Genomic DNA, 23,730 nt, shown 5'->3' with positions numbered 1-23,730 from the left:
CTTTTTTATAAGTATGATAGAAGAAATTAACTAGATACTTCAATAATTATGTTAATCAGATTTACAGTAGAAAATTTCTTATCCTTTAACCAAAGGGTAGATTTTAATATGATTGCTTCAGATGATAGACATCATAGTCATCATGTAGTTAAAGATGATTCTGAAGAGTCAATAAGATTACTGAGAACATCTATAATCTATGGTGCTAATGCTTCTGGCAAGTCTAACTTAATTAAAGCCATGAAATTTGCCAGAGATTTTATTGTAGATGGTGTTGAAAAAAATAGAAACATAAATATTAATAATTTTAAACTCGATAAAACCTGTTATACAAAACCATCTAGGTTTGAGTTTGAGTTTAAAACTCATAATAAACAGTATGCTTATGGTTTTTTAGTTGATAAACATAAAATTCATGAAGAATGGTTATTTGAAATTGGTGTAAATACAGAAATTCCAATTTATGAAAGAAAGGGAAAAGATTTTGATTTTCATGATTTTAATCACGAGGTTTTTTTTAATATTTGTGAAGATGAAAAAAATAGAATTCGTTATGAAGCAATAGGTACAAGAGAAAATTTATTGTTTTTGACTAATTCACAAGAACGGGAAATCAAACAAATAGAACCTATATATGAATGGTTTCATGATGTTTTAACAATTATTTTTCCTAACTCCAAACCTCTTCTACCTTTTTTCACTCAATCAGTTCAAAATTCTTTGAGCAAGTTTTTAGAATCATTAGATTTAGGAATTAAAAAACTTACTATTACCACAACTGATTTAGATGAATATAAAGAAATACCCACAGAAATAAAAGAAGATATTAAAAAAGATTTTCCTTATCAAGAAGGAGAAGTAAATGCAATATTTATGCCTAGCTTACAATGTATTATCTCTCAAGCAAAAGACGAAACTGATAAATTAACAGTTCTCAATTTATCACCAGTAAGATTTGACAAAGAAAATAGTGAAGTAAAATTTGAAATATCAGAAGAATCAGATGGAACACAAAGACTAATAGATTTATTCCCTATGTTAATACATTTAGCGCGAGGAAATGCTGTTTATATAATAGATGAAGTTGAAAGAAGTTTACATTCTTTACTGATGAAGAAAATATTTGATTATTTTCTAAATAATTCTGAAAATAGAAACTTAAACAGTCAGTTAATTGCTACTACCCATGAAGTTTATTTATTAGATATCAAAGATATTTTTAGAAAAGATGAAATTTGGTTTGTAGAAAAAGATAAATATGGACAATCTGCACTTTATTCTTTAGCTAATACAGATGTTGAAAATCTGGATTTAGCTGCTGGATATCTGAATGGAAGATTTGGAGCAATACCTTTTATCAAGGATTTAAAATCACTAGAGTTGAGAGAGGAAAAATAATATGGGAAGAGAAAGAAATACAGATTATCAAGGTAGATCAAGTTATATTACGAGTAAATGCGGTGAAGATAGAAAATGGAAACTATACATCATAGCTGCGGAAGGTGATAAAACTGAACCTCAATATTTTAATGCTTTCACAATCAAGTATAAGGAGGATTTTCAGATTAGTAAAATTCATGTAGAGTATATAGATAGAGAAGAAGAAAAAGCTAGTAACTCAGATCCTAAATATGTATATCAAACTTTACTTCAATTTTCTCAAGAATTAGAGAAAAAATACGATCTTCAAAAATATGATGAATTATGGATCATCATAGATACTGACGACTATGATAACCGTAAACAAACTATTTCTGACATAGCACAAAAGTGTTTTAAAAATCCTATATATAAATTATGTATTAGTAATCCCTGCTTTGAAATCTGGTTAATTCTTCACTTTTTTGATTTAGAAACAAATTTACAAGATGCAGGAATTTTAGAAATTACTGAAGTTATTAGCTTAAAAAACTATATTCAAAATCAATATATCAAAAAAAGACCAGGAATTTGTAAAAAATTATGGAATATAATTCACCAAAGTAAGAAACAACCATCTTTTACAAAAATTATTGAATATATACCAGAGGCAATTTCCAGAGCAAAAATGCTTGATGAATTAAACATAAATGATCCAGATTATCCAGAAAATAAAATTGGTACAGAAGTTTATAAGTTATTGGATAAATTGATGAACCTTTCTATAAATTTAGAAATTTAAGGAATTGCTATAGTATCTATAGGACTAATATTTGATTTTTGATAGCTTGCGTGGCGTAGCCATAATATACGTAGCAATGCTCACCAAAACCCTTATCCGGTGTTTAGTTTTTCCATTACTGAGACTAATAGGAGACTTCCAATTTAAAAAATATCCCAAAATTTCTTGTAGTGCGGGCATACTATGGCTAACGCCACGCTGCGCTATCGACAAGCTCAGTACAAGTCTTGCCCGCTAATAATACAAGGACGGGCAAGATACCATTGGATAGCGAACGCGAGAGCGTCCCGGAGGGAACTAGCGCTGCTGCAAGCAGTTCATTTTTTTTGTGGCGTTCTCTAGAAGTAAGTTATCTTATATTCAGTAGATTAGCGATCGCTTAATTCCAGAATAATTTTCTGATCAACCCCAATTTTATCTAAATTTGTTACTGTAAGAATAGTGTGAATATTGCTAATGTTAGTGTAGTTCTCTATTAAAACTTTTATTTGAGCAACAATTATGACAACGTTCAACCCTAACACCCTGCGTGCCTACACTCAAGAAGATGTCCAGCAAATTCTCCAATTAGCAATTACTCGTCAAGTAGACAATAATGATCAAGAATTTTCCTATCAGCAGATACTAGAAATCGCTACAGAGTTACAAATATCACCTGATACCCTACAACAAGCAGAACGAGATTGGTTAACCAAACAAAGCGAAGTTGAACAACGCAAAAGTTTTAACCTTTATCGTCAAAGCAAATTAAAAAAACGACTGGGAAATTATGCAATTCTTAATATTTTCTTCCTAGCGATGAATTCCATTAGTGGTGGTCTTTCTTGGTCACTTTATATATTACTAGGCTGCGGATTAGCCATATCCCTAGATATTTGGAATACTTTTCAAACTAAAGGTGAAGATTATGAAATTGCCTTTCAAAATTGGAATCGCAACCATCAAATAAAAAAAACAATTAATACAGTTTTAAATAAGTGGTTTAAGGTGTTTAGTCCTTAAACCTCAGATAACCTAGAGCTTAAAGTTTAGCGTGTTGACCATCGCAAAAAGGGCTATTTGCGGTGTATTTACATTGACACAGTGCAACTTTTTTATTTTCAGCTAATTCAAATTTCATCGGTGTAAAATCAGTATCTTTATGACCTCCATCACAAAAAGGCTGATTCTGAGATTGTCCACAACTACACCAGAAATAAGTACCAGCTTCTAAATCTAAAACCGCAGGTTTTTTATCAGCAATTACAGGTTTACTCATATTTTTCTCCTCTCAAAATATTAGTCAATTTCTTGGTTAATTAAACACAAAAGAAAAAATTTATTTTCTGTAATCACTTTAACATATGTTTAATTATTTTTAATAAGTAGGTAAATGGAAAATTTTAAAGGTATGTAACGGTATGTAAAGTTGTCTCAACGCGATATTCTGATTGAGTTTCAGCCATTTTACAAAACGCAACAAATTTCGCTTTTATTATGTACACCTACTTAGTAGATACTTAAAAGTAAGATAGTCACTAAAAATCCTCATGAGAAAACCGCCTGTACGTACAAAAATCAATCTCACAACAAGCGGTTTTCTAAGATATTTATGAAGTCAATTAACTGCTAGAACCAGAATTAGCTAATTCCGCTAAACGTTCCTGTTGATCTTGAGATATACAAGATTGAATCACCGTTTCTAAATCACCTTCCAAAACAGGGTTCAGAGTATAGTTTTGACCTAAACGGTGGTCAGTCACCCGGCTATCTTTATAATTGTAAGTGCGAATTTTTTCAGAACGAGAACCTGTACCAACTTGCAATCGCCGCAAAGAACTGACAGCATCCTGTTGTTCTCGCAACTTTATTTCATACAACTTAGCCCGGAGAATTTGCATTGCCCGTTCCTTATTCTGCAACTGACTCCGTTCTTCCGTACAGAAAATCCGAATCCCAGTAGGTTTGTGGAACAAATCAGCCGCTGTTTCCACCTTGTTCACGTTTTGTCCACCAGCACCACCAGAACGCGCCGTACTCATTTCAATATCTTTGGGGTCAATATGGATTTCCACATCATCCACTTCTGGCATAATCGCTATAGTAGCAGTCGAAGTGTGAACCCTTCCCCCAGATTCCGTGGCTGGTACGCGCTGTACACGATGTACACCAGCTTCAAACTTCAGTTTACTATAAACACTATCCCCTTGAATTTCTAGAATTACTTCTTTAAACCCGCCCATTTCCCCCAAAGATTCGCTAACTAGCTTCACTTTCCAACCTTGGACATCAGAATAACGGGAATACATCCGCAGTAAATCCCCTGCCCAGATACTAGCTTCATCTCCGCCAGTACCAGCGCGAATTTCCAACATAATATTTTTATCATCGTTGGGGTCACGGGGTAGCAGTAACACCTTTAAACGACTTTCTAAATATTTCAGCTTGTCCTCTAGTTCGCCAACTTCCAAGGCTGCCATTTGATGCAACTCTGGATCGCTATTAGACTCCTTGAGTATCTGACGCGCCCCTACCCATTCATCCTGGGCTGTTTTCCAATTTTCATAGGTATCAACCACCTCTTCCAAAGAAGAACGAGACTTAGCAATTTTTTGATACTCATCAGGATTACTAGCAGTATCAGGATCGGCTAAACGACGTGTTAATTCATGAAAAGTTTGTTCAACAGATTTCAGTTTCTCCAGTAAATATGATTCTGCCATGATGACTAAATAAACTCCTTAAAAATAACAAATTGGCTCAAGCATTAAATGACAAGCGACCCAGCACTATGCAGGGTCGTCTGTGGCAACGCCACGCTATCAACAGCTACAGCCAACCAGCTACTTTTGATTATCGTCTTCAGTTTGAGTTTCAGTTTGAGTGCTGGACATACCATATTTACGGAGGAAGCGTTCTACACGTCCTTCAGTATCAATCATTTTCTGAGTACCAGTGTAGAAGGGGTGATTTCCAGACCAAACATCTACGTGTAATTCGGGCTTGGTAGCACCAATGGTCATAATAACTTGACCATTACAGTAGACTTTAGCGTCTGGATACCATTTGGGATGAATATCAGGTTTAGCCATTGTTTTTGTGTTGTGAATCTATTTTTATAAATTTTGACACTTTAGATTTTAGACTGTGAGATAAATCTCTATGGCTTAGGCCACGCTTTGCTATTATATATCTCTATTATCCTGCAAAGACGATACATCTTACCGCTATGGCTGATGGAGAAAAACCCCAAATCCAAAATCCAAAGGCGATTAACGTTTGGAGTATTGAGGTGCTTTGCGGGCTTTGTGCAAACCGTATTTCTTCCGTTCTTTAGCTCGTGGGTCACGAGTTAAATAGCCTTCAGTTTTCAAAGGTGAACGGTTATCTGGGTCAAGTTGACACAATGCCCGAGCCACTCCGAGACGAATAGAATCGGCTTGTCCAGTTAAACCACCACCTTCGGCTTTCACCAAGATGTCGTATTCGCTTTCTAATCCCAAGGTTTCCAAAGGTGCTTTGATAGCTCCTAAGTAGTTGGGATTGAATTGGAAATACAAATCTCCATCTTTACCATTAACAGTCATTTTCCCTTCACCGGGAACTAGACGGACGCTGGCAACTGAGCATTTACGGCGACCAGTACCCCAGTAAACGGCACGACCGCTAGTAGTTTCTGCTACTTGCATTAATTTTCTCCAGGAATTGTATTAATTGTGATTTCTTTAGGTAGTTGTGCTGCATGAGGATGAGTTGGTCCTGCATACACTTTAAGTTTGGTAAATAATTGCTTACCTAAACTACATTTAGGTAACATACCTTTGACAGCGTGTTCAATAATTCTTTCTGGTAAGCGCTGTTGTAACTTAGCGAAGGTTTCTGTTTTCATTCCACCAGGACGGCCGGAATGACGACGGTAAAGTTTTTGAGTCCGTTTTTTACCTGTAACTGCCACTTTCTCAGCATTGATAATAATGACAAAATCCCCCGTATCCATGTGGGGTGTAAATTCAGGTTTCTTTTTGCCTCTGAGGATCATGGCAACTTCGGTAGCAAGACGACCCAGACGTTTATCTGTAGCGTCTACTAAGTACCAATCGCGCTCAATAGATGCTTGAGGGGGAAGGTAAGTTTTAGTCATTTTTTTTGTCCTTTGTCAGTGCCTTGTCAAAATTCAAGGCGATAGCTTAATCATCTTAATCACAATCATCTTAATCACACAAATCATAAAAATCATAGTTCAGATGATTATTCATGACCCATGACTAGGTATGGTTGGGTGTCATACCAAATTTTTGGCGGAAAGGGGAAAATCGGGATAACGCTTAATCATCTCAATCACACAAATCATAAAAATCATAGTTCAGATGATTATTCATGACCCATGACTAGGTATGGTTGGGTGTCATACCAAATTTTTAGCGGAAAGGGGAAAATCGGGATAACGCTTAATCATCTCAATCACACAAATCATAAAAATCATAGTTCAGATGATTATTCATGACCCATGACTAGGTATGGTTGGGTGTCATACCAAATTTTTGGCGGAAAGGGGAAAATCGGGATAACGCTTAATCATCTTAATCACACAAATCATAAAAATCATAGTTCAGATGATTATTCATGACCCATGACTAGGTATGGTTGGGTGTCATACCAAATTTTTGGCGGAAAGGGGAAAATCGGGATAACGCTTAATCATCTTAATCACACAAATCATAAAAATCATAGTTCAGATGATTATTCATGACCCATGACTAGGTATGGTTGGGTGTCATACCAAATTTTTGGCGGAAAGGGGAAAATCGGGATAACGCTTAATCATCTCAATCACACAAATCATAAAAATCATAGTTCAGATGATTATTCATGACCCATGACTAGGTATGGTTGGGTGTCATACCAAATTTTTAGCGAAAAGGGGAAAATCGGGATAACGCTTAATCATCTTAATCACACAAATCATGAAAATCATAGTTCAGATGACTAGGTATGGTTGGGTGTCATACCAAATTTTTAGCGAAAAGGGGAAAATCGGGATAACGCTTAATCATCTTCATCACACAAATCATGAAAATCATAGTTCAGATGACTAGGTATGGTTGGGTGTCATACCAAATTTTTAGCGAAAAGGGGAAAATCGGGATAACGCTTAATCATCTTCATCACACAAATCATGAAAATCATAGTTCAGATGACTAGGTATGGTTGGGTGTCATACCAAATTTTTAGCGAAAAGGGGAAAATCGGGATAACGCTTAATCATCTTAATCACACAAATCATAAAAATCATAGTTCAGATGATTATTCATGACCCATGACTAGGTATGGTTGGGTGTCATACCAAATTTTTAGCGAAAAGGGAAAATCGGGATAACCGACTCTCAACAAGCATAGCCCGTGAGCAGGTGCAGAATATTTCACTTCTTCCCGGCGTTCTTGTTGCCAGATTTCGGTGAAGTCATCTATAGTCCGCTGACCAGAACCAACTTCTACTAGCATTCCTATTAACAGCCGCACCATGCCATATAAAAATCCATTAGCCTGAATTTCAATATGGATAAATTGTCCACTACGACGACATTGTACTGCTTGCACTTCCACCCAGGAATGCGATCGCGCTGACCCAGCCCGTTCAAAAGCAGATAAATGGTGTTTTCCCAGCAGTGGTTTCAGGGCAGATGTAATGAGGGATTCATCCAAGGGGGCATAATAATAATGCCAACTGAAAGGTTTTGCGAACAAGTTCGGTAAATCTTCAGTATAGATGGTGTAGCGATATCGTCGGTAAACTGCGCTAAAACGAGCGTGCCAACTATCACTTACACCTGCTGATGCCCTGATCAATATCCCTGGGGGCAAATAGCCATTAAGAACTTTTGCCCACCTATGAGCAGGAATTAAAGTTGTAGCCTGAAAATGGGCTACTTGAGCGGCAGCATGGACTCCAGAATCAGTTCTACCTGCTCCGTGGAGTGTCACATGATACCCTAGAACAGTGGCGATCGCTTTTTCTATCTCTTCTTGGACAGTGCGCTGTCCTTTTTGTCTTTGCCAGCCGTGAAAATTAGTACCTATGTACTGAATAACCAGGGCTACTCGCTGAGTAGAATTATGCTGGCTGATTTCTAACATAGTTTTTTGTCAGTTGTCAGTTGTCAGTTGTCAGTCGTCAGTTGTCAGTTGTTTGCTACTGACCAATGACCAATGACCAATGACTAATAACTAATAACTTTAAACTAGTTCAATAATCGCCATTTGAGCATTATCACCGCGACGGGGTACGGTATGCAGAATGCGAGTATAACCACCTTGACGGTTACCATACCGAGTAGGAGCTTGCTCGAATAGTGCATGAACTAGAGTTTTGTCGTAGATATAACCTAGTGCTTTCCGACGCGATGCTAAAGATCCATCTTTAGCTAGGGTAATCATTTTATCTACTTCACTGCGGACAACTTTAGCTCTGATTAAAGTTGTAGTAATTCGACCATAACGGACTAATTCTGTGGTCAAAGCTCTGAGAAGAGCTTTACGTTGATCCGCTGGTTTACTAAGTTTTTTGACTCGGCAACGATGACGCATAACAATGCAAAAGTGAATTATTAATGGTTTTGCTTTAGCTGGGCTTAGAGCTTCTTTCTTGAGGTAAAGTAATACCTAAACGACGCTGTAAAGCTTCAACTACTTCTTCTGCTGACTTTTGACCAAAGTTTTTGATTTCTAAAAGGTCTTCTTGGGTGTAATCCAATAAATCAGCTACGGAATTTACTTGAGCGCGTTTTAGACAGTTATAAGCTCTTACAGATAACTGCAACTCTTCAATCGGAATTTGAGCGGTAGGATCATCTGGAATATCTGAACCTGTATCCGATGGTTCTAAGGAGATATCTTTCAATGGATTGAATAAATCTACCAAAATTCCAGCGGCAGATGATAGTGCTTCTTGAGGAGAAATACTACCATTAGTCCATACTTCCAACAGTAGTCGGTCTTTCAAAGAACCATCGTCACGGGTTTCTTCAACACTATAGTTGACTTTCCGTACAGGCATAAACACTGAGTCAATTTGGAGAAAATCCAAAGATGTGGCTTCTTCTCTGCCTCGTTCTACAGTCCGATAACCTTTGCCCTTCTCAATCCGAAATTCCATTTCCAGTTTTCCACCTTCAGCGATGGTGGCGATATACTGGGTCGGGTCAATCACTTCTACTTCACTAGGTAAATCGAAATGTGCCACAGTAACTGTTGCCGGGCCATTAACGAGTAAGCGACCAATTTGGGGTTGAGAAGAATAACTCTTGAGAATCACATCCTTCATTCGCATGAGGATTTCCAGTACATCTTCTCTTACCCCTGGAACTGTCGCAAACTCGTGGCTAACACCAGCAATCCTCACTGCTGTTACTGATGTCCCTTCTAAATTAGAAAGTAAAACCCGCCGCAACGCGTTGCCAACAGTTGTCCCTTGACTACGCTCTAGGGGTTCTAGAACGAATTTACTGTAATAGCTCCGACTTTCTTCAGCATTAGACTCTACACATTCAATTTGAAACTGCGCCACGGAGTAGCCTCCCTTTTTTAAGGTGCTGCTAGAAGACAAAGTTAATTGCTTCTCGAATTTTCTGGAATGCTCTGAAGTTTTTGTTAAGGTTGTTCAAAAAGATTAACAACTGGTTAATCAACGTTGATTCCTCAATTTAGACCACAGGCATTATTGTTTGATTTCTACAAGGTATGGCAACCCTCTCCAGGAGAAAAGCTGACACGCTATTGTTTTCCTACGTGAACTTATTTACCCCATGCGTTTAAATTTAACCGGGAATTTTAGATTTTAGATTTTAGATTTTAGATTAAAAAAATTTGGTACAAACCCCGTCATTTTCACAACGGAAAAATTGTCAATCCAAAACCTAAAATTTTCGAGCTTCTACACTTTAAGGTGGAGTCAATCCAAAATCCAAAATCGTAAATCCAAAATCGTAAATCCAAAATCGAGTGACAAGTATTCGCTTGGGGAAATAGTTCAAATTGACAAGCCACAGAGGGCATTATTTGTCATTTTCCAGAGCTTTTAATCTTCTGGCTTCAGAGCCAAATAAGTTCTGTTTAAACTCGACGGCGCTTGGGTGGACGGCAACCGTTGTGGGGAATTGGGGTAATATCTCGAATGAGTGTAATTTCCAATCCTGCACCTTGAAGCGCCCGAATAGCGGTTTCTCTACCTGCACCGGGACCACTCACCATCACTTCGATTTGCCGCATTCCTTGGTCTGTGGCTCGTCTAGCTGCGCTTTCAGCAGCGGTTTGTGCCGCAAAGGGAGTTCCCTTTTTTGCCCCTTTAAATCCACTAGAACCAGCACTTGCCCAGGAGATCACATCTCCATTTTGATCGGTAATCGTGACAATGCTATTGTTGAAGGTAGACTGAATGTAGGCAACCCCACTGGGTACGTTCCGCTTCTGCTTTTTGCTCCCGGATTTTTTCGTTGGTTGTCTGGCCATATTTCTTTAGTGAATTTAAGGTACAACTTGCTGTAATAAGCAAGTTTAGAAAAGTTATTTGCCTGGGGCTTTCTTCTTACCAGCCACTGTCTGTCTTCTGCCACGTCTGGTTCTAGCGTTGGTACGAGTTCTTTGCCCACGCACTGGTAAGCCCATGCGGTGTCTACGCCCTCTGTAACAGCCAATATCAATCAAACGCTTAATATTTAGTCCTTCTAAGCGGCGCAAATCTCCTTCAACTTGATAGTTGCTTTCGATTTCTCCTCTGAGGGCAGCCACATCAGCATCAGATAGGTCTTTTACGCGGATATCTGGGTTTACACCAGTAGCTGCAAGAATTTGATGTGATCTAGTTAAGCCAATTCCGTAAATGTATGTTAGACCAATTTCTACACGCTTATCGCGGGGAAGGTCTACGCCGGAAATCCGTGCCACAATGAATCTCTCCCTATTGTTTTCGTAGTTGCAGTTAGCAAAGTGCGATATCGTGAACTTAGCTGTTTGATTGTCGCGGGTTTAACTTTGCGGGGAATAGATAATTTCTATCCTTGGCGTTGTTTGTGTTTGGGATTTTCACAAATCACCATAACGCGACCACGACGCTTGATCACGCTGCACTTTTCACAAATTTTCTTAACTGAGGCTCTGACTTTCATGCCTTTAAAATTGACTCCAAATAGTAAATTATAGCATTTTTAGAAGAAATATTTCAGTTATGTAACTAGAAAAAGACCAGTTAAGTTATGTATGGTAAGATTCTCTAGTAGATTTATTTCTTCCGCAGGCGATAGGTGATTCTACCTTTAGTTAAGTCGTAGGGTGTTAATTCCACTTTGACGCGATCGCCAGGTAAAATCTTGATGTAATTACGGCGAATTTTCCCAGAAATGTGTGCTAGGACATTAAAGCCGTTATCTAAGTCAACACGAAACATTGCATTAGGCAACGATTCGGTGACTGTCCCTTCCATTTCAATTAAATCTTGCTTAGACAAGTTTTTTCCTCAACTCAACAATCTCCTGTTTTCCTTGTACACTTTCATGGGCATAAAGAACACGATTGGAGAAATATATCAACAGTTTATTAATATATCCTAGCTAAAACCGACTCACGCCTGGCTTGGAAGATAGGGGAGTGGTAATAGGCAATGGAAAATTTTGTTTTTTCTATCTGCCGACATAGACCGCTGCCCCTCTTGTTTCTTTAAGCAGCTATGATATTTTTCAAATCAGTAAAAACTTCTTCTTGGGACTGATTACCGTTGACAGTTAGGAGTTTTTGGCGATCGCTGTAATAGTTGATCAAGGGTGCAGTGTCATCACGGTAGACTTCTAAGCGCCGACGAATAACTTCTTCAGTATCATCTTTTCGTCCGCGTCCTAGTAACCGAGTAATGACAGTTTCATCTGGTGCATCCAGATTAACTACCTTTTCACCACCCTGTCCTAGACTATTGAGCAATTTTGCCAAAAACTCTGCTTGTGTAACTTTCCGAGGAAAGCCGTCTAAAATCCAACCTGTTTGGGCATCTGATTTTTTCAGGCGTTCTTCAACCATATCTTCTACTAATTTATCGGGGACTAATTCGCCTTGATCCATAAAACTTTGGGCTTTTTTGCCCAAATCTGTTTTTTCTTGAATCGCTTGGCGGAGAATGTCACCTGTAGAAATATGGGGAATCTGCAAAAATGCAGCTAAGGTTTGAGCTTGAGTTCCTTTACCAGCACCCGGTGGTCCCAAGAAGATTAATCGCGTCACTATTGTTTCACCATTCCTTCATAACGCTGAGAGATAACATAAGTTTGGATTTGTTTAGCCGTATCAATTGCTACACCAACCAAAATTAACAAAGATGTTGCTCCCAGACCTTTAAAGGTGGGAACTTTCAAAGCACTTTCTACGGCTGTAGGAATAATCGCCACCAAGCCTAAAAAGATAGCTCCTAAAAAAGTGAGTCGGTTTGTTACCTTTTCGATATACTCACTAGTAGCTTTTCCGGGACGGATACCGGGAATACTAGAACCCATTTTTTTCAAATTTTGAGCTACATCTACTGGGTTGAGAATCAACGAAGAATAGAAGTAACTAAAGAAAACAATGGAAGTTAAGTAAACGAGGGCATATACCCAAGGTGCAGAACCACCAGGACTTAAATAGGTATTAACAATGTTTGCTAATTCGGGATTTTTAGTGAAATTGGCGACTAAAAGTGGCAAACTTAGGATTGCTGCTGCAAAAATAATCGGCATTACGCCCCCAGAATTGAGCCGGAGGGGTAAATAACTCCGCTGTTCTGCTAACACCCTTCTACCTACTTGACGACGGGCAGAAATAATGGGGATGCGGCGCATTCCTTCCTGTACGAATACAATGCCCACGATAGTGAACATAAACACTACTACAAGGACGATGACCCGACCAACAATTTCTCGTCCACCAACTTGTACCAAGTCAATGGTATCGCCTAGTGATTTAGGTAAAGATGCCACAATGTTGACAAAAATCAACAAAGATGCGCCATTACCGATACCCCGTTCTGTAATCAGTTCAGATGCCCACATGACGAACATTGAACCAGCAGTCAGAGCGATCGCCGTTTCTGCTACGAATATCGGACCTGGTGTTTTGGCAAATTGTTGGAGGAATAATGCCGAAAAAGCCACACTTTGAATAATTGCCCAAATTACAGTCACATAGCGGGTAATTTGTGATATTTTCCGCCGACCTGCTTCACCTTCATTTTTCTGAAGATTTTCTAAAGATGGCAGAGCAGCAGTGAGCAATTGGATAATAATGGAGGCATTAATAAAGGGTAAAATCCCTAAAGCGAAGATACCCAAAGTAGAGAGTCCCCGCCCAGAAAATATATCCAACAAACCAAAGATGGAATTGTTGCCCGATATAGCTTCAGCAAACTTAGGTCTATCAATGCCTGGAACAGGTAAAAAGATACCCAAGCGAACCAAAATTAAAATACCGACAGTGACAAGCAGCCTACCTCTGAGTCCGGCTGCTTGCGCCATCTGCATAAAAGTTTCTTGAGCCGTTGGGGCTTTGTCTCGACTGATCATAGAGTTTACCTTTGAAATCTTAACTATGATTTACGTGATTCATTCGTCTGAACTGTGATTTTTGTGATTTATTTGATGAAGATGATTATCAAAATCACATTCATCATCCTAATCATATAAATCATCCTAATCATAAAAATCATAGTTCAGAATTTCACACAGTTTCACAACTCCCACCAGCAGCCTCAATTTTGATCCGAGCTTGGCCTGTGAAAGCAGCAGCTTTAACATGAAGAGGAACATTTAATTCCCCATTCCCCAAGATTTTCAATTCACCTTTAAAAGTGGTTAAGATACCTGCTGCTTTTAAAGATGCCGCAGTTACTTCTGTGTTAGGGGGTAGGTTAGCTAACTTCTCTACATTAATCGTAGTGTAAACTCTCCGGTTAATGAGGGGGAAGCCTTTCAGTTTAGGTATCCGGCGGTACAATGGCTGTTGACCACCTTCAAAACCTGGTCTTGTCCCACTACCAGAACGGGATTTTTGACCACGCATCCCTAAACCAGCACTGGCACCTTGTCCGGCAGAAATACCTCTACCTACGCGCTTACGGCGTTTTTTAGAGCCTTTTTGGGGCTTAACATCGTTCAGTCTCATGATGTAATTAGTAAGTTTTTAAACTAATACTTGCCAAAAATTACTCTATTTAAACGGTATAGAGTTTTTCAATGGCGATGCCGCGATCTTCAGCAACTTCACTTAATGTCCGCAGGGTAGATAGAGCGTTGACTGCGGCTCTGGCATTGTTCAAAGGATTATTTGAACCTAGTTGTTTGGCCAGAATATTTTTTATTCCTGCTAACTCTAGTACAGTTCGTACAGCACCCCCGGCAATTACCCCTGTACCTGGTGCGGCTGGACGCATCATTACTTTAGCTCCACCACCAATACCATCAATGGGGTGAGGAATAGAATTGGCTTTAGTGATAGGGATGTCAATTAGATGTTTTTTACCATCAGCAACACCTTTTTTCACGGCACCAATTACATCTGATGCCTTACCAACGCCTACGCCAACTTGTCCACGTTCATTACCGACGACGACAATGGCACGGAAACTGAGCTTTTTACCACCTTTTACGACTTTACTCACCCGGCGGATTTGGATAACTCGCTCTTGCCAGGTGGTTTCTTCTTTTTTCGCACGGGCCTGCTTGCGACGACCAGTTACCATAATTAATGCTCTCTTTTAGTTGTCATTAGTCATTAGTCATTAGTCATTAGTCATTAGTCATTACTTTTGCCCAATGCCTAATGTCCAATCACTTTAGAAATCTAGACCAGCCTCGCGTGCTGCTTCAGCTAGGGCTTTAACGCGACCATGATAGAGGTTACCACCACGGTCAAAAACGACTTTGGTGATGCCTTTTTCTAGGGCGCGGACAGCTACCAATTTACCAACTTGTACTGATGCGTCACAGTTAGCACCAGAACCTATGTTAGATTTCAATTCTGGTTCTACAGTTGATGCGGCTACAATAGTTTCCTGTTTAGCATCATCAATTACTTGAGCATAAATATGCTCATTGGATCGAAATATAGCCAAACGTGGACGTTCGGTCGAACCGCTGACTTTGCCACGAACGCGCCGATGACGACGCTGCTTTGATTCTTTGCGTGTAAGTTTCATATCTACTTCTTACCACCCTTACCAGTCTTACCAGCTTTGCGTCTGACCACTTCACCCGCATAGCGAATACCTTTACCTTTGTAGGGTTCAGGTGGGCGAACGGCACGAATTTTAGCTGCTGTGTTCCCGACAATTTCTTTGTCATAACCGCTGACTATGACATTAGTAGTCCCTTCTACTGCAAATTGAATTCCTTCGGGTGGTTCAATTTGTACCTTATGGCTAAAACCCATGTTTAAAACTAGGTTACGGCCTTCAAGTTGGGCGCGATAACCCACACCTTGAATTTCCAAGCGTCGTTGAAAACCAAGAGATACTCCCTCCACCATATTGGCCACTAAGGTGCGGCTCAAACCGTGCATTTGTCTGGAGGTACGGGTTTCATCACGACGAGTAACTAGCAATGTTTCTCCTTCTTGGGAGAGGATGACATTTCTAGGTAGTTGACGGGAAAGTTCACCTTTTGGACCTTTCACCACTACTTTGAGACCATCAATCGCCACTTGCACTTTGGCGGGAATGGTAATTGGACGTTTACCAATACGAGACATGATTTTTTGTTTTTTGTCTATTGTCAGTTGTCAGTTGTTCGTTGTCAGTTGTTCGTTGTCATTTGTCCGTTGTCCGTTGTCAGTTGTCTTTATCTTTGCTACTGACCACTGACTAATGACTAATGACTAATGACCAATGACCAATGACCAATGACGATTACCAAACGTGGCAAAGCACTTCACCACCTAAATTTTGGCGGCGTGCTTCGCGGTCAGTCATAATCCCACTAGATGTAGAGATAATGGCAATACCGATACCGCCTAGCACTCTTGGTAATTCTTTTCTGTTGGAGTAAACTCGTAAACCTGGTTTACTCACTCGTTTTAGGGCAGTAATTAAGGGTTGGCGATTTTTACCTTTGTATTTCAGGGAAATAACTAGGTTCCGCTTGATTCCTTCTCCTGCTTCTTCAATCTCCGCAATAAAGCCTTCTTCCCGAAGTACCTTAGCAATACTACGAGTCATCTTTGTAGCTGGTACTTGCGTAGTTTGATGTCTCGCCATATTGGCATTGCGGATGCGCGTCAGCATATCTGCAATTGTGTCGTTAGCCGCCATCGTTCCCTCTTTAGATGAACTTATTGATCGCGAAAGGGCATTCCCATTTCCTTAAGTAAGGCGCGGCCCTCTTCGTCGGTTTTTGCCGTGGTGATGATAGAAATATCTAAACCGCGGACTTGATCGATTCTGTCATATTCGACTTCTGGAAAAATTAGCTGCTCGCGCACACCCAGAGTGTAGTTACCACGGCCGTCAAAGCTTTTGGGGCTGATACCGCGAAAGTCTCTGATTCTAGGCAGTGTGAGGTTAATTAGACGATCTAAGAAAGCGTACATCCGTTCGCCTCTTAGTGTCACCATAATCCCTACTGGCATCCCTTGACGAATTTTAAAGCCGGCGATCGCTTTCTTGGCCCGTGTTACCACAGGTTTTTGTCCAGTAATCAGGGCAATTTCGCTAATAGATGCTTCTAGTGATTTAGCGTTTTGAGCAGCTTCTCCCAAACCTCTATTGATAGTTATCTTAGTCACCTTCGGCACTTGATGCACGTTGGTGTATTCAAACTGAGTAATCAATTTGGGGGTAATCGTTTCTTGATATACAGTTTTGAGTCGTGTTTTCGCCATAGTGTTTGTCCTTATATCCCCTGGTCTTGGTCAGGGAAAGTTCTTTGTCAGTTGTCAGTTGTCAGTTGTCAGTTGTTATTTACTAATGACCAATGATGAATGACTAATAACTATTTATCCAGAATCTCACCTGTTTTTTTGAGCATTCTCACTTTCTTGCCTTCGGCGGTGAAAGTGTAGCAAACGCGACTAGCAACGTTTTGCTTGGTGGAATAGAGCATCACATTGGAGCTATGAATGGGGTACTCAGTAGTGACTATTTGCCCTGATTCGCCTTCTTGCTGGGGTTTCACGTGCTTGGTTTTAAAGTTGACACCTTTGACAAGGACTTTGCTTAGTTGTGGTAGTGCTTTAATCACTTCACCAACTTTACCTTTATCTTTGCCAGCGATGATTTGCACAGTATCACCAGTTTTGACGTGCATTTTATAAAAAACTTTGGGTTGTGGGCGCTTTGCCATTAGAGCACCTCCGGAGCCAGAGAAACAATTTTAGTAAAGTTCTTATCGCGCAGTTCTCGAGCTACAGGTCCAAATACCCGTGTACCTCTAGGATTACCATCTTTGTTGATGATCACTGCGGCGTTATCGTCGAAACGGATACACATCCCATTATCACGACTAATAGCTTTACGTGTACGTACAATTACTGCTTCTACAACATCAGACTTTTTTACAGCCATGTTGGGTGTAGACTCTTTGACAACAGCGATAATTTTATCGCCTACGCCACCATAACGGCGGTTGCCTGCACCTAATACGCGGATGCACATTAGTTTTTTAGCACCGCTATTATCTGCGACATTCAGATAAGATTGGGGTTGAATCACAACTGGTCTCTCTTTTAGGGTCGTTGTACCTGATAGTACAACTGTTTACGATGTAGCTTTGGTGTTCAGAATTTCTGTAACTTGCCAACGCTTGGTTTTGCTAAGGGGTCTAGTTTCCCGAATCCTTACCCGGTCGCCTGTTTTGCACGTATTCTCTTCGTCGTGAACTTTATAGCGGCGGGTTTGAACTACGATTTTGCCGTACTTGGGGTGAGGAGCGCGGTTTTCTATGGCTACTACCACAGTTTTTTGCATTTTATCGCTCACTACCAAGCCAACTCGTTCTTTGACTGCCATAATCTCCTACTTTTGTTCTTGGTCTGAAAGACTTGCTGCCCGGTTCCGTTCTCCTTCTACTGTCAGTAATTGGGAGAGCCGGTGGCGTGCGTGTTTGAACTGGTGAGGCTTTTCTAGTTGTCTAGTGGCTTTTTGCAAGCGCAACTGGAATAGTTGTCGTTTAACAGCGACAATTTCTTCACCTAACCGTTCGTCATCTAATTCTCTAGCTGCGGAAATTTTGGAAAGAGGCATAAATTACTCCTGCTCCTGTGGCTGAGAGCGGGCCATAAACTTGGTTTTAATTGGCAACTTAGCGTCAGCCAAACGGAAAGCTTCGCGGGCAATTTCTTCAGTAACGCCACCAATTTCAAACATGATCCGGCCTGGTTTGACTACGGCTACCCAGAATTCTGGATTACCTTTACCAGAACCCATCCGGGTTTCAGCAGGACGCATGGTGATTGGTTTGTCAGGAAAAATCCGAATCCAGATTTTGCCACCCCGGCGAATATAACGAGTCATTGCCCGACGGGAAGCCTCGATTTGCCGTGAGGTAATCCAAGATGGTTCTTGTGCCTGGAGTCCAAAATCACCAAAATTGAGGGTACTTCCCCGGCTGGCAAGACCTTCCATGCGTCCGCGTTGTTGTTTGCGGAATTTAGTTCTTCTAGGACTTAACATGATTAGTCAGTTGTCAGTTGTCAGTTGTCAGTTGTCAGTTGTCAGTTGTCAGTTTGTTTTGCTACTGACTATTGAGCATTGACTAGGATTCATTGGAGCGATCTTCAAACTGTTGGCGGCGACGTTGTTGTTTCCGACGGGGTTCGCGGTCACGGTCACCACGGTCACGGTCACGGTCACGGTCACGGTCTCTAGCTGGTTGTTCGGGAGCTTGTTCCTGTCCAGGAATAATTTCTCCTTTAAATACCCAAACTTTAATGCCGAGAATTCCGTAAGTTGTCTTAGCTGAACAGGAAGAATAGTCAATATCAGCGCGTAAAGTATGGAGAGGAACTCTACCTTCACGTGTCCACTCTGAGCGGGCAATTTCTGCACCGTTGAGCCGACCACCGACTTGAACTTTAATTCCTTGTACACCTGCTCTTTGAGCGCGTTGAATTGATTGACGCACAACTCGACGGAAGGAAACGCGACGTTCTAATTGTTGAGCAATGTATTCAGCAATCAGGTAAGCATCAGCATCAACTCGTTGGATTTCCACAACGTTAATGCGAATTTGGCGATTACCACCCAAAGCTCCTTGCAATCCTAGCCGCAATGATTCAATACCTTGACCACCACGACCTACAACCACACCTGGTCTAGCTGTCCGAACTTCTAGGTCGATTTGATCAGCTTTGCGCTCAATTCTTACTTCGGAAATACCGGCGTTATTTTGAGCGTATCTACCTAGTTTTTGTTCAATGTACTGACGGAGTTTGTAGTCTTCTTGGAGAAGTTCTGGATAACGGTCAGGTTCTGCAAACCAACGGGATTGATGTTCTTGAGTTATACCCAGTCGAAAACCGACTGGATGAATTTTTTGTCCCACAAATGCTTCCTCTAAAATTTCTTACTGTACGCAATTTTTTTGTGTTTATCTGGCTGTTTACTCGGCAGCAGTGCCAGCGGAAACAGCAACAGTGATATGACACGTTGGTTTGCGAATTTGGTAAGCTCGACCTTGCGCTCTGGGTTGAAACCGTTTTAGCACTGGACCTTGGTCGGCGTATGCCTGACTGATCACCAAACTGGATCTATCTAAGCCAGCATTATGCTCTGCATTAGCTGCGGCACTTCTGAGAACCTTTAATATTGGGTCACAAGCACCATAGGGCATAAATTCGAGCAGGATTAGTGCTTCTCGGTATGAACGCCCGCGAATTTGATCAAGTACACGGCGCACTTTATAGGGAGAAATGCGGATAAAACGGGCGATCGCCTTAACTTCAATAGTGTCAGTTGCCATTTTCATAACTTGCTCTGTTTTTGTCAGTTGTCTGTTGTCAGTTGTCCGTTGTCAGTTGCAAGAGGACTAAATGACCACTGACTACTGACTAATGATTATCTCCCTGATTTTTTATCACTTTTGCCATGACCTCTATAGGTACGGGTAGGAGCAAATTCTCCTAACTTATGACCGACCATTTGTTCATTGACAAATACAGGAATGTGCTGCCGTCCATTATGAACAGCGATAGTATGACCTACCATCAAGGGCAAAATTGTCGAAGCTCTCGACCAAGTTTTGACCACTTGTTTTTCATCTTTTGCGTTCAACTTCTCAATTTTCTTGAGCAGATGGTCAGCAACAAAAGGACCTTTTTTTAAAGAACGACCCATAGTTCAATTTTTGATTTTGGATTTCGGATTTTGAATTTCTTAATTTTGGATTTTGGATAATTAAGCTGTCTTCATCTTAGGCTTCAAAAACTTTGAACACTTAAACATAGACTCAATCTAAAATCCAAAATTTAAAATCTAAAATTCTTAAGACTGACGACCACCACGACCACGTTTAGAAGATTTGCGGCGACGACGGATAATTAACTTGCTGCTGGCTTTCTTCTTCTTCCGAGTCTTAGCACCTAAGGTTGGTTTACCCCAAGGTGTCACAGGACCAGCTCTACCGATAGGCGCTCTACCCTCACCACCACCATGTGGGTGATCTACTGGGTTCATGGCACTACCACGAACTTTGGGACGACGGCCTTTCCAGCGATTCCGTCCAGCTTTACCAGCACTCAGGTTTCTTGCGTCTGTGTTACCAACTTGGCCAATGGTGGCGTAGCAATCACGGCGAATCAACCGGACTTCACCAGAAGGTAACTTCAAAGTGACATAGTTGCCGTCTTTAGCAACAACTTGCGCTACTGCACCAGCAGCACGGACGATTTGACCACCTTTACCTGGGATCATTTCGACGTTGTGAACACCAGTACCTAAAGGAATATTCGATAGAGGTAAGGCATTACCATCTTCGATAGGAGACTCAGGTCCAGCAATGATCTTTGTGCCGACAGTCATGCCATTTGGTTGCAAGATGTAGCGTTTTTCGCCATCTTCATACAACAACAAAGCGATCCGGGCATTCCGGTTAGGATCGTATTCAATGGCTGTAACTGTAGCAGATATATTCCGCTTATCTCGTTTGAAGTCAATAATGCGGTAAAGTTGTTTGTGTCCGCCACCCCGACGACGGCTGGTTATCCGCCCTTGATTGTTCCGACCTTTAGGACGATGAACTGATTCAGTTAATGATTTTTCTGGTTCAGTTTTCGTAATTTCGGCAAAGTCAGAAATGATAACTTGGCGAGTACTGGGGGTATAAGGGCGATAAGAACGAGTACCCATAGTTCAATTTTGGATTTTGGATTAATTAATTTTGGATTTTAGATTTTGGATTTTGGACTAATTAATGTTTACAATCTCAAATCTTAAATCTCAAATTTTTAAACTTCTGGGAAGAGGACTTTTCTAATTTTTTCTTCATCTCCAGGAGCAACAGTGACAATAGCTCGCTTATAATGGGGTTTGTAACCAATAAATCTACCTACACGTTTTTGTTTGCGTGGGGGATTAGCGGTATTGACTTTGACGACCTTAACTGCAAACAGGTCTTCAATTGCGGCTCTAATTTGTGGCTTAGTGGCTTTAGGAATTACTTCAAATGTGTATTTGTTTTGTTCCATGAGCATGGTCGCTTTTTCGGTGAGAATGGGGCGACGCACTAAATCCGGTAAATCACGGGTAGCAACTATTTTAGGCACTATAGACCTCCTGAATCTTGTCTAGAGTTGATGATGTGACGATAATTTTGTCAGCATGGAGTAAATCGTAAACGTTTAACTGGTCAGCAGGAATCAGTTTTAAGTTTTCGATGTTACGAGCTGATAAAAGCACGTTTTCTGCTATTTCAGACAAAATCAAAAGTGTCTTTTGTTCTGGTGTAGCACCCCATCTACCTAATGCTGCTACGAGATCCTTAGTTTTAGGACGCTGTAACTCGTTGCTAAATTCTTCAACAACTATTAAATCTTCAGCACGGCCAATAAAGGCTGTCCGCAATGCCAAACGGCGTTCTTTGCGGTTCATGTTGATGTTGAAATCTCTGGGTTTTGGTCCAAAGATTACACCACCACCCCGCCACAATGGTGAACGAATAGAACCAGCCCGGGCGCGACCTGTGCCTTTTTGCCGCCAAGGTTTACGACCACCACCACGAACTTCTGCACGAGTTTTAGTGCTGGCAGTTCCTTGGCGAGAATTGGTCATTTGTCTGACTAGAGCGCGGTGTACGATATGCGCCGCTGTCGTTTCTTTGGCAACTCGCAATTCAAAGCTTGTCTGGCCGACTTGCTCCCCTTGCCAATTTTTAATTACACTCTCTACCATCTTTGTGTCCTTTGTCAGTTGTCAGTTGTCAGTTGTCAGTTGTCAGTTGTCAGTTGTCAGTTGTTCGTTGTCTTTTCTCCTGACTAATGACCAATGACTAATGACTAATGACCAATGACTATTTTCTACCAACTAAATTTGCCGGAATAATGCTCACTAAGGCTCCTGGTTTACCAGGAATAGCTCCCTTAATCAGAATTAAGTTGCGTTCTACATCTACTCGGATTACTGTCAGTTTGCGAATTGTGACACGGGTACCGCCTAAACGTCCTGCCATCCTTTTACCGGGATAAACACGACCTGGGGTTGTACCAGCACCGATAGAACCTGGCGCTCTATGGTTTTTGGAACCGTGTGACATGGGACCACGAGCAAAGTTGTTACGCTTTTGGTTGCCGGCAAAACCGCGACCAATACTTGTCCCAGCTACATCTACAATTTCACCAGCACTAAAAAGATCTGCTTTAAGTTCTTGACCTAAAGTATAATCCCCAGAGTTATCGGTACGATATTCATTTAAGTGACGGAGTGCTGGGGCGGATGATTTAGCCAAATGTCCCAACAATGGTCTGTTCAGTGCCTTGGGTTTAACTTCGCCATAACCAACTTGAATGGCAGCATAACCGTCGGTCTGTTTCGTTTTAACTTGCGTAACGGTGCATGGACCGGCTTTGATGACAGTGACAGGAATAGCGACTCCTGCTTCATCAAAGATTTGGGTCATGCCCAGCTTGGTGCCGAGAATACCTACAGACACAGTTACTGGTTCTCCTTTCGTTTTATTTTTTGGGTTTGCCCTGGAAGTCGAATGGGGATAGGTTTTGTCGCTGTCGCTTGAGTGTAAACTTTACCTTTGTGAATTTTGGACTGGCGTTAGACAGTGCAAATTCTTGGCGACGCAACAATTCTTGTCCCTTTTGCTTTAGTGAATTTGTTTATTTTCACTCAATCAAAATAACAGTAATAACTGCCTGCTCTACAGAGAAGGTATTACTTCTGCAATCCAATGCGAGGCTTTATTGCTTTGCGCTGTGTGCAGCAATGCTTTTGTCCAAGCAATTGCTTTGGCACTCTACCGTTGTAGTCGGACTTAAATGGTTATTTCCACTCAGTATCCACTTCTTGAGACTTAACATAATGCCATTAAACCAACATTATCGCTCAAGAACTACTTCTTCTAATACCTTAAACTATTGTTTGA

35 protein-coding genes are annotated in these 23,730 nt (G+C 40.8%); 3 read left to right on the top strand and 32 right to left on the bottom strand.

The window, feature by feature from the left end; genetic code table 11:
- Positions 1 to 108: 108 nt before the first annotated feature.
- From EZY12_11165 to EZY12_11155, 3 genes are all read left to right on the top strand, one after another.
- Positions 109 to 1,398, top strand: coding sequence for an ATP-binding protein (locus EZY12_11165; GenBank protein ID QSX70072.1), 1,290 nt, complete (start codon positions 109 to 111; stop codon positions 1,396 to 1,398).
- Position 1,399: 1 nt separating this feature from the next.
- Positions 1,400 to 2,161, top strand: coding sequence for an RloB domain-containing protein (locus EZY12_11160; protein ID QSX70071.1), 762 nt, complete (start codon positions 1,400 to 1,402; stop codon positions 2,159 to 2,161).
- 501 nt (positions 2,162 to 2,662) lie between these two features.
- Positions 2,663 to 3,163: a 2TM domain-containing protein gene (locus EZY12_11155; protein QSX70070.1), complete on the top strand. Its 501-nt coding sequence runs from the start codon at positions 2,663 to 2,665 to the stop codon at positions 3,161 to 3,163.
- 19 nt (positions 3,164 to 3,182) lie between these two features.
- Here EZY12_11155 and EZY12_11150 read toward each other — a convergent pair whose 3' ends face one another.
- The 32 genes from EZY12_11150 to EZY12_10995 all read right to left on the bottom strand — a co-directional run bounded on the left by EZY12_11150 (position 3,183) and on the right by EZY12_10995 (position 23,286).
- Positions 3,183 to 3,419, bottom strand: a complete 237-nt coding sequence (locus EZY12_11150) for a CDGSH iron-sulfur domain-containing protein (protein QSX70069.1) — start codon at positions 3,417 to 3,419, stop codon at positions 3,183 to 3,185.
- A 343-nt stretch (positions 3,420 to 3,762) separates the two neighbouring features.
- Complete coding sequence (gene prfA / locus EZY12_11145) at positions 3,763 to 4,863, bottom strand: peptide chain release factor 1 (protein QSX70068.1); 1,101 nt, start codon at positions 4,861 to 4,863, stop codon at positions 3,763 to 3,765.
- 120 nt (positions 4,864 to 4,983) lie between these two features.
- Complete coding sequence (rpmE, locus tag EZY12_11140) at positions 4,984 to 5,232, bottom strand: 50S ribosomal protein L31 (protein QSX70067.1); 249 nt, start codon at positions 5,230 to 5,232, stop codon at positions 4,984 to 4,986.
- A gap of 180 nt (positions 5,233 to 5,412) precedes the next feature.
- Positions 5,413 to 5,829, bottom strand: coding sequence for a 30S ribosomal protein S9 (rpsI, locus tag EZY12_11135; protein ID QSX70066.1), 417 nt, complete (start codon positions 5,827 to 5,829; stop codon positions 5,413 to 5,415).
- Positions 5,829 to 6,281 (bottom strand): 50S ribosomal protein L13, encoded by a 453-nt coding sequence (gene rplM, locus EZY12_11130; protein QSX70065.1) that lies wholly within the window; start codon positions 6,279 to 6,281, stop codon positions 5,829 to 5,831. Before rplM ends, rpsI begins: the two co-directional genes overlap by 1 nt.
- A 1,163-nt stretch (positions 6,282 to 7,444) precedes the next feature.
- On the bottom strand, positions 7,445 to 8,275 hold the full coding sequence (gene truA / locus EZY12_11125; protein QSX70064.1) for a tRNA pseudouridine(38-40) synthase TruA: 831 nt from the start codon (positions 8,273 to 8,275) through the stop codon (positions 7,445 to 7,447).
- 99 nt (positions 8,276 to 8,374) lie between these two features.
- Positions 8,375 to 8,725 carry a 50S ribosomal protein L17 gene (rplQ, locus tag EZY12_11120; GenBank protein QSX70063.1) on the bottom strand — a complete coding sequence of 117 codons (351 nt, stop codon included), beginning with the start codon at positions 8,723 to 8,725 and terminating at the stop codon, positions 8,375 to 8,377.
- 34 nt (positions 8,726 to 8,759) lie between these two features.
- Positions 8,760 to 9,704, bottom strand: a complete 945-nt coding sequence (locus EZY12_11115; protein ID QSX70062.1) for a DNA-directed RNA polymerase subunit alpha — start codon at positions 9,702 to 9,704, stop codon at positions 8,760 to 8,762.
- A 545-nt stretch (positions 9,705 to 10,249) separates the two neighbouring features.
- Positions 10,250 to 10,645: a 30S ribosomal protein S11 gene (gene rpsK, locus EZY12_11110; GenBank protein ID QSX70061.1), complete on the bottom strand. Its 396-nt coding sequence runs from the start codon at positions 10,643 to 10,645 to the stop codon at positions 10,250 to 10,252.
- A gap of 54 nt (positions 10,646 to 10,699) precedes the next feature.
- Positions 10,700 to 11,080: a 30S ribosomal protein S13 gene (gene rpsM, locus EZY12_11105; GenBank protein QSX70060.1), complete on the bottom strand. Its 381-nt coding sequence runs from the start codon at positions 11,078 to 11,080 to the stop codon at positions 10,700 to 10,702.
- Between the two features lie 107 nt (positions 11,081 to 11,187).
- Positions 11,188 to 11,301, bottom strand: coding sequence for a 50S ribosomal protein L36 (rpmJ, locus tag EZY12_11100; GenBank protein QSX70059.1), 114 nt, complete (start codon positions 11,299 to 11,301; stop codon positions 11,188 to 11,190).
- A 113-nt stretch (positions 11,302 to 11,414) separates the two neighbouring features.
- Positions 11,415 to 11,639: a translation initiation factor IF-1 gene (gene infA, locus EZY12_11095; protein ID QSX70058.1), complete on the bottom strand. Its 225-nt coding sequence runs from the start codon at positions 11,637 to 11,639 to the stop codon at positions 11,415 to 11,417.
- A 209-nt stretch (positions 11,640 to 11,848) separates the two neighbouring features.
- Positions 11,849 to 12,403 (bottom strand): adenylate kinase, encoded by a 555-nt coding sequence (locus EZY12_11090; GenBank protein QSX70057.1) that lies wholly within the window; start codon positions 12,401 to 12,403, stop codon positions 11,849 to 11,851.
- Positions 12,403 to 13,716: a preprotein translocase subunit SecY gene (secY, locus tag EZY12_11085; GenBank protein QSX70056.1), complete on the bottom strand. Its 1,314-nt coding sequence runs from the start codon at positions 13,714 to 13,716 to the stop codon at positions 12,403 to 12,405. Before secY ends, EZY12_11090 begins: the two co-directional genes overlap by 1 nt.
- Positions 13,717 to 13,870: 154 nt before the next feature.
- Positions 13,871 to 14,314: a 50S ribosomal protein L15 gene (locus EZY12_11080; protein QSX70055.1), complete on the bottom strand. Its 444-nt coding sequence runs from the start codon at positions 14,312 to 14,314 to the stop codon at positions 13,871 to 13,873.
- A 49-nt stretch (positions 14,315 to 14,363) separates the two neighbouring features.
- Positions 14,364 to 14,891 (bottom strand): 30S ribosomal protein S5, encoded by a 528-nt coding sequence (gene rpsE / locus EZY12_11075; protein QSX70054.1) that lies wholly within the window; start codon positions 14,889 to 14,891, stop codon positions 14,364 to 14,366.
- 93 nt (positions 14,892 to 14,984) lie between these two features.
- Positions 14,985 to 15,347 (bottom strand): 50S ribosomal protein L18, encoded by a 363-nt coding sequence (locus EZY12_11070; protein ID QSX70053.1) that lies wholly within the window; start codon positions 15,345 to 15,347, stop codon positions 14,985 to 14,987.
- A gap of 2 nt (positions 15,348 to 15,349) precedes the next feature.
- Positions 15,350 to 15,898 carry a 50S ribosomal protein L6 gene (gene rplF, locus EZY12_11065; protein ID QSX70052.1) on the bottom strand — a complete coding sequence of 183 codons (549 nt, stop codon included), beginning with the start codon at positions 15,896 to 15,898 and terminating at the stop codon, positions 15,350 to 15,352.
- Positions 15,899 to 16,055: 157 nt separating this feature from the next.
- Complete coding sequence (rpsH, locus tag EZY12_11060; GenBank protein QSX70051.1) at positions 16,056 to 16,457, bottom strand: 30S ribosomal protein S8; 402 nt, start codon at positions 16,455 to 16,457, stop codon at positions 16,056 to 16,058.
- A gap of 20 nt (positions 16,458 to 16,477) precedes the next feature.
- Positions 16,478 to 17,026, bottom strand: coding sequence for a 50S ribosomal protein L5 (rplE, locus tag EZY12_11055; protein QSX70050.1), 549 nt, complete (start codon positions 17,024 to 17,026; stop codon positions 16,478 to 16,480).
- Between the two features lie 110 nt (positions 17,027 to 17,136).
- Complete coding sequence (locus EZY12_11050; protein QSX70631.1) at positions 17,137 to 17,451, bottom strand: 50S ribosomal protein L24; 315 nt, start codon at positions 17,449 to 17,451, stop codon at positions 17,137 to 17,139.
- A 35-nt stretch (positions 17,452 to 17,486) separates the two neighbouring features.
- Complete coding sequence (gene rplN, locus EZY12_11045; protein ID QSX70049.1) at positions 17,487 to 17,855, bottom strand: 50S ribosomal protein L14; 369 nt, start codon at positions 17,853 to 17,855, stop codon at positions 17,487 to 17,489.
- Between the two features lie 45 nt (positions 17,856 to 17,900).
- Positions 17,901 to 18,152 carry a 30S ribosomal protein S17 gene (rpsQ, locus tag EZY12_11040; GenBank protein ID QSX70048.1) on the bottom strand — a complete coding sequence of 84 codons (252 nt, stop codon included), beginning with the start codon at positions 18,150 to 18,152 and terminating at the stop codon, positions 17,901 to 17,903.
- 6 nt (positions 18,153 to 18,158) lie between these two features.
- A complete protein-coding gene (locus EZY12_11035) occupies positions 18,159 to 18,386 on the bottom strand; it encodes a 50S ribosomal protein L29 (GenBank protein QSX70047.1) in 228 nt (75 codons plus the stop codon).
- Between the two features lie 3 nt (positions 18,387 to 18,389).
- Positions 18,390 to 18,815: a 50S ribosomal protein L16 gene (rplP, locus tag EZY12_11030; GenBank protein ID QSX70046.1), complete on the bottom strand. Its 426-nt coding sequence runs from the start codon at positions 18,813 to 18,815 to the stop codon at positions 18,390 to 18,392.
- Positions 18,816 to 18,897: 82 nt separating this feature from the next.
- Complete coding sequence (gene rpsC, locus EZY12_11025; protein ID QSX70045.1) at positions 18,898 to 19,686, bottom strand: 30S ribosomal protein S3; 789 nt, start codon at positions 19,684 to 19,686, stop codon at positions 18,898 to 18,900.
- A gap of 57 nt (positions 19,687 to 19,743) precedes the next feature.
- On the bottom strand, positions 19,744 to 20,103 hold the full coding sequence (gene rplV, locus EZY12_11020; GenBank protein ID QSX70630.1) for a 50S ribosomal protein L22: 360 nt from the start codon (positions 20,101 to 20,103) through the stop codon (positions 19,744 to 19,746).
- A 95-nt stretch (positions 20,104 to 20,198) separates the two neighbouring features.
- Positions 20,199 to 20,477 carry a 30S ribosomal protein S19 gene (gene rpsS / locus EZY12_11015; protein ID QSX70044.1) on the bottom strand — a complete coding sequence of 93 codons (279 nt, stop codon included), beginning with the start codon at positions 20,475 to 20,477 and terminating at the stop codon, positions 20,199 to 20,201.
- A 147-nt stretch (positions 20,478 to 20,624) separates the two neighbouring features.
- Complete coding sequence (rplB, locus tag EZY12_11010; GenBank protein QSX70043.1) at positions 20,625 to 21,488, bottom strand: 50S ribosomal protein L2; 864 nt, start codon at positions 21,486 to 21,488, stop codon at positions 20,625 to 20,627.
- Positions 21,489 to 21,586: 98 nt separating this feature from the next.
- A complete protein-coding gene (locus tag EZY12_11005) occupies positions 21,587 to 21,904 on the bottom strand; it encodes a 50S ribosomal protein L23 (GenBank protein ID QSX70042.1) in 318 nt (105 codons plus the stop codon).
- Positions 21,897 to 22,529, bottom strand: a complete 633-nt coding sequence (gene rplD / locus EZY12_11000) for a 50S ribosomal protein L4 (protein ID QSX70041.1) — start codon at positions 22,527 to 22,529, stop codon at positions 21,897 to 21,899. The genes EZY12_11005 and rplD overlap by 8 nt, the downstream gene beginning before the upstream one ends.
- A gap of 118 nt (positions 22,530 to 22,647) precedes the next feature.
- Positions 22,648 to 23,286 (bottom strand): 50S ribosomal protein L3, encoded by a 639-nt coding sequence (locus EZY12_10995; GenBank protein QSX70040.1) that lies wholly within the window; start codon positions 23,284 to 23,286, stop codon positions 22,648 to 22,650.
- Positions 23,287 to 23,730: the final 444 nt, after the last annotated feature.

It is taken from the genome of Dolichospermum sp. DET69 (assembly GCA_017355425.1).
In the GTDB taxonomy this organism is placed as follows: Bacteria; Cyanobacteriota; Cyanobacteriia; order Cyanobacteriales; family Nostocaceae; genus Dolichospermum.
The sequence above is the reverse complement of the archived record's forward strand: the minus strand, read 5'-3'. Positions and strand labels throughout refer to the sequence as shown.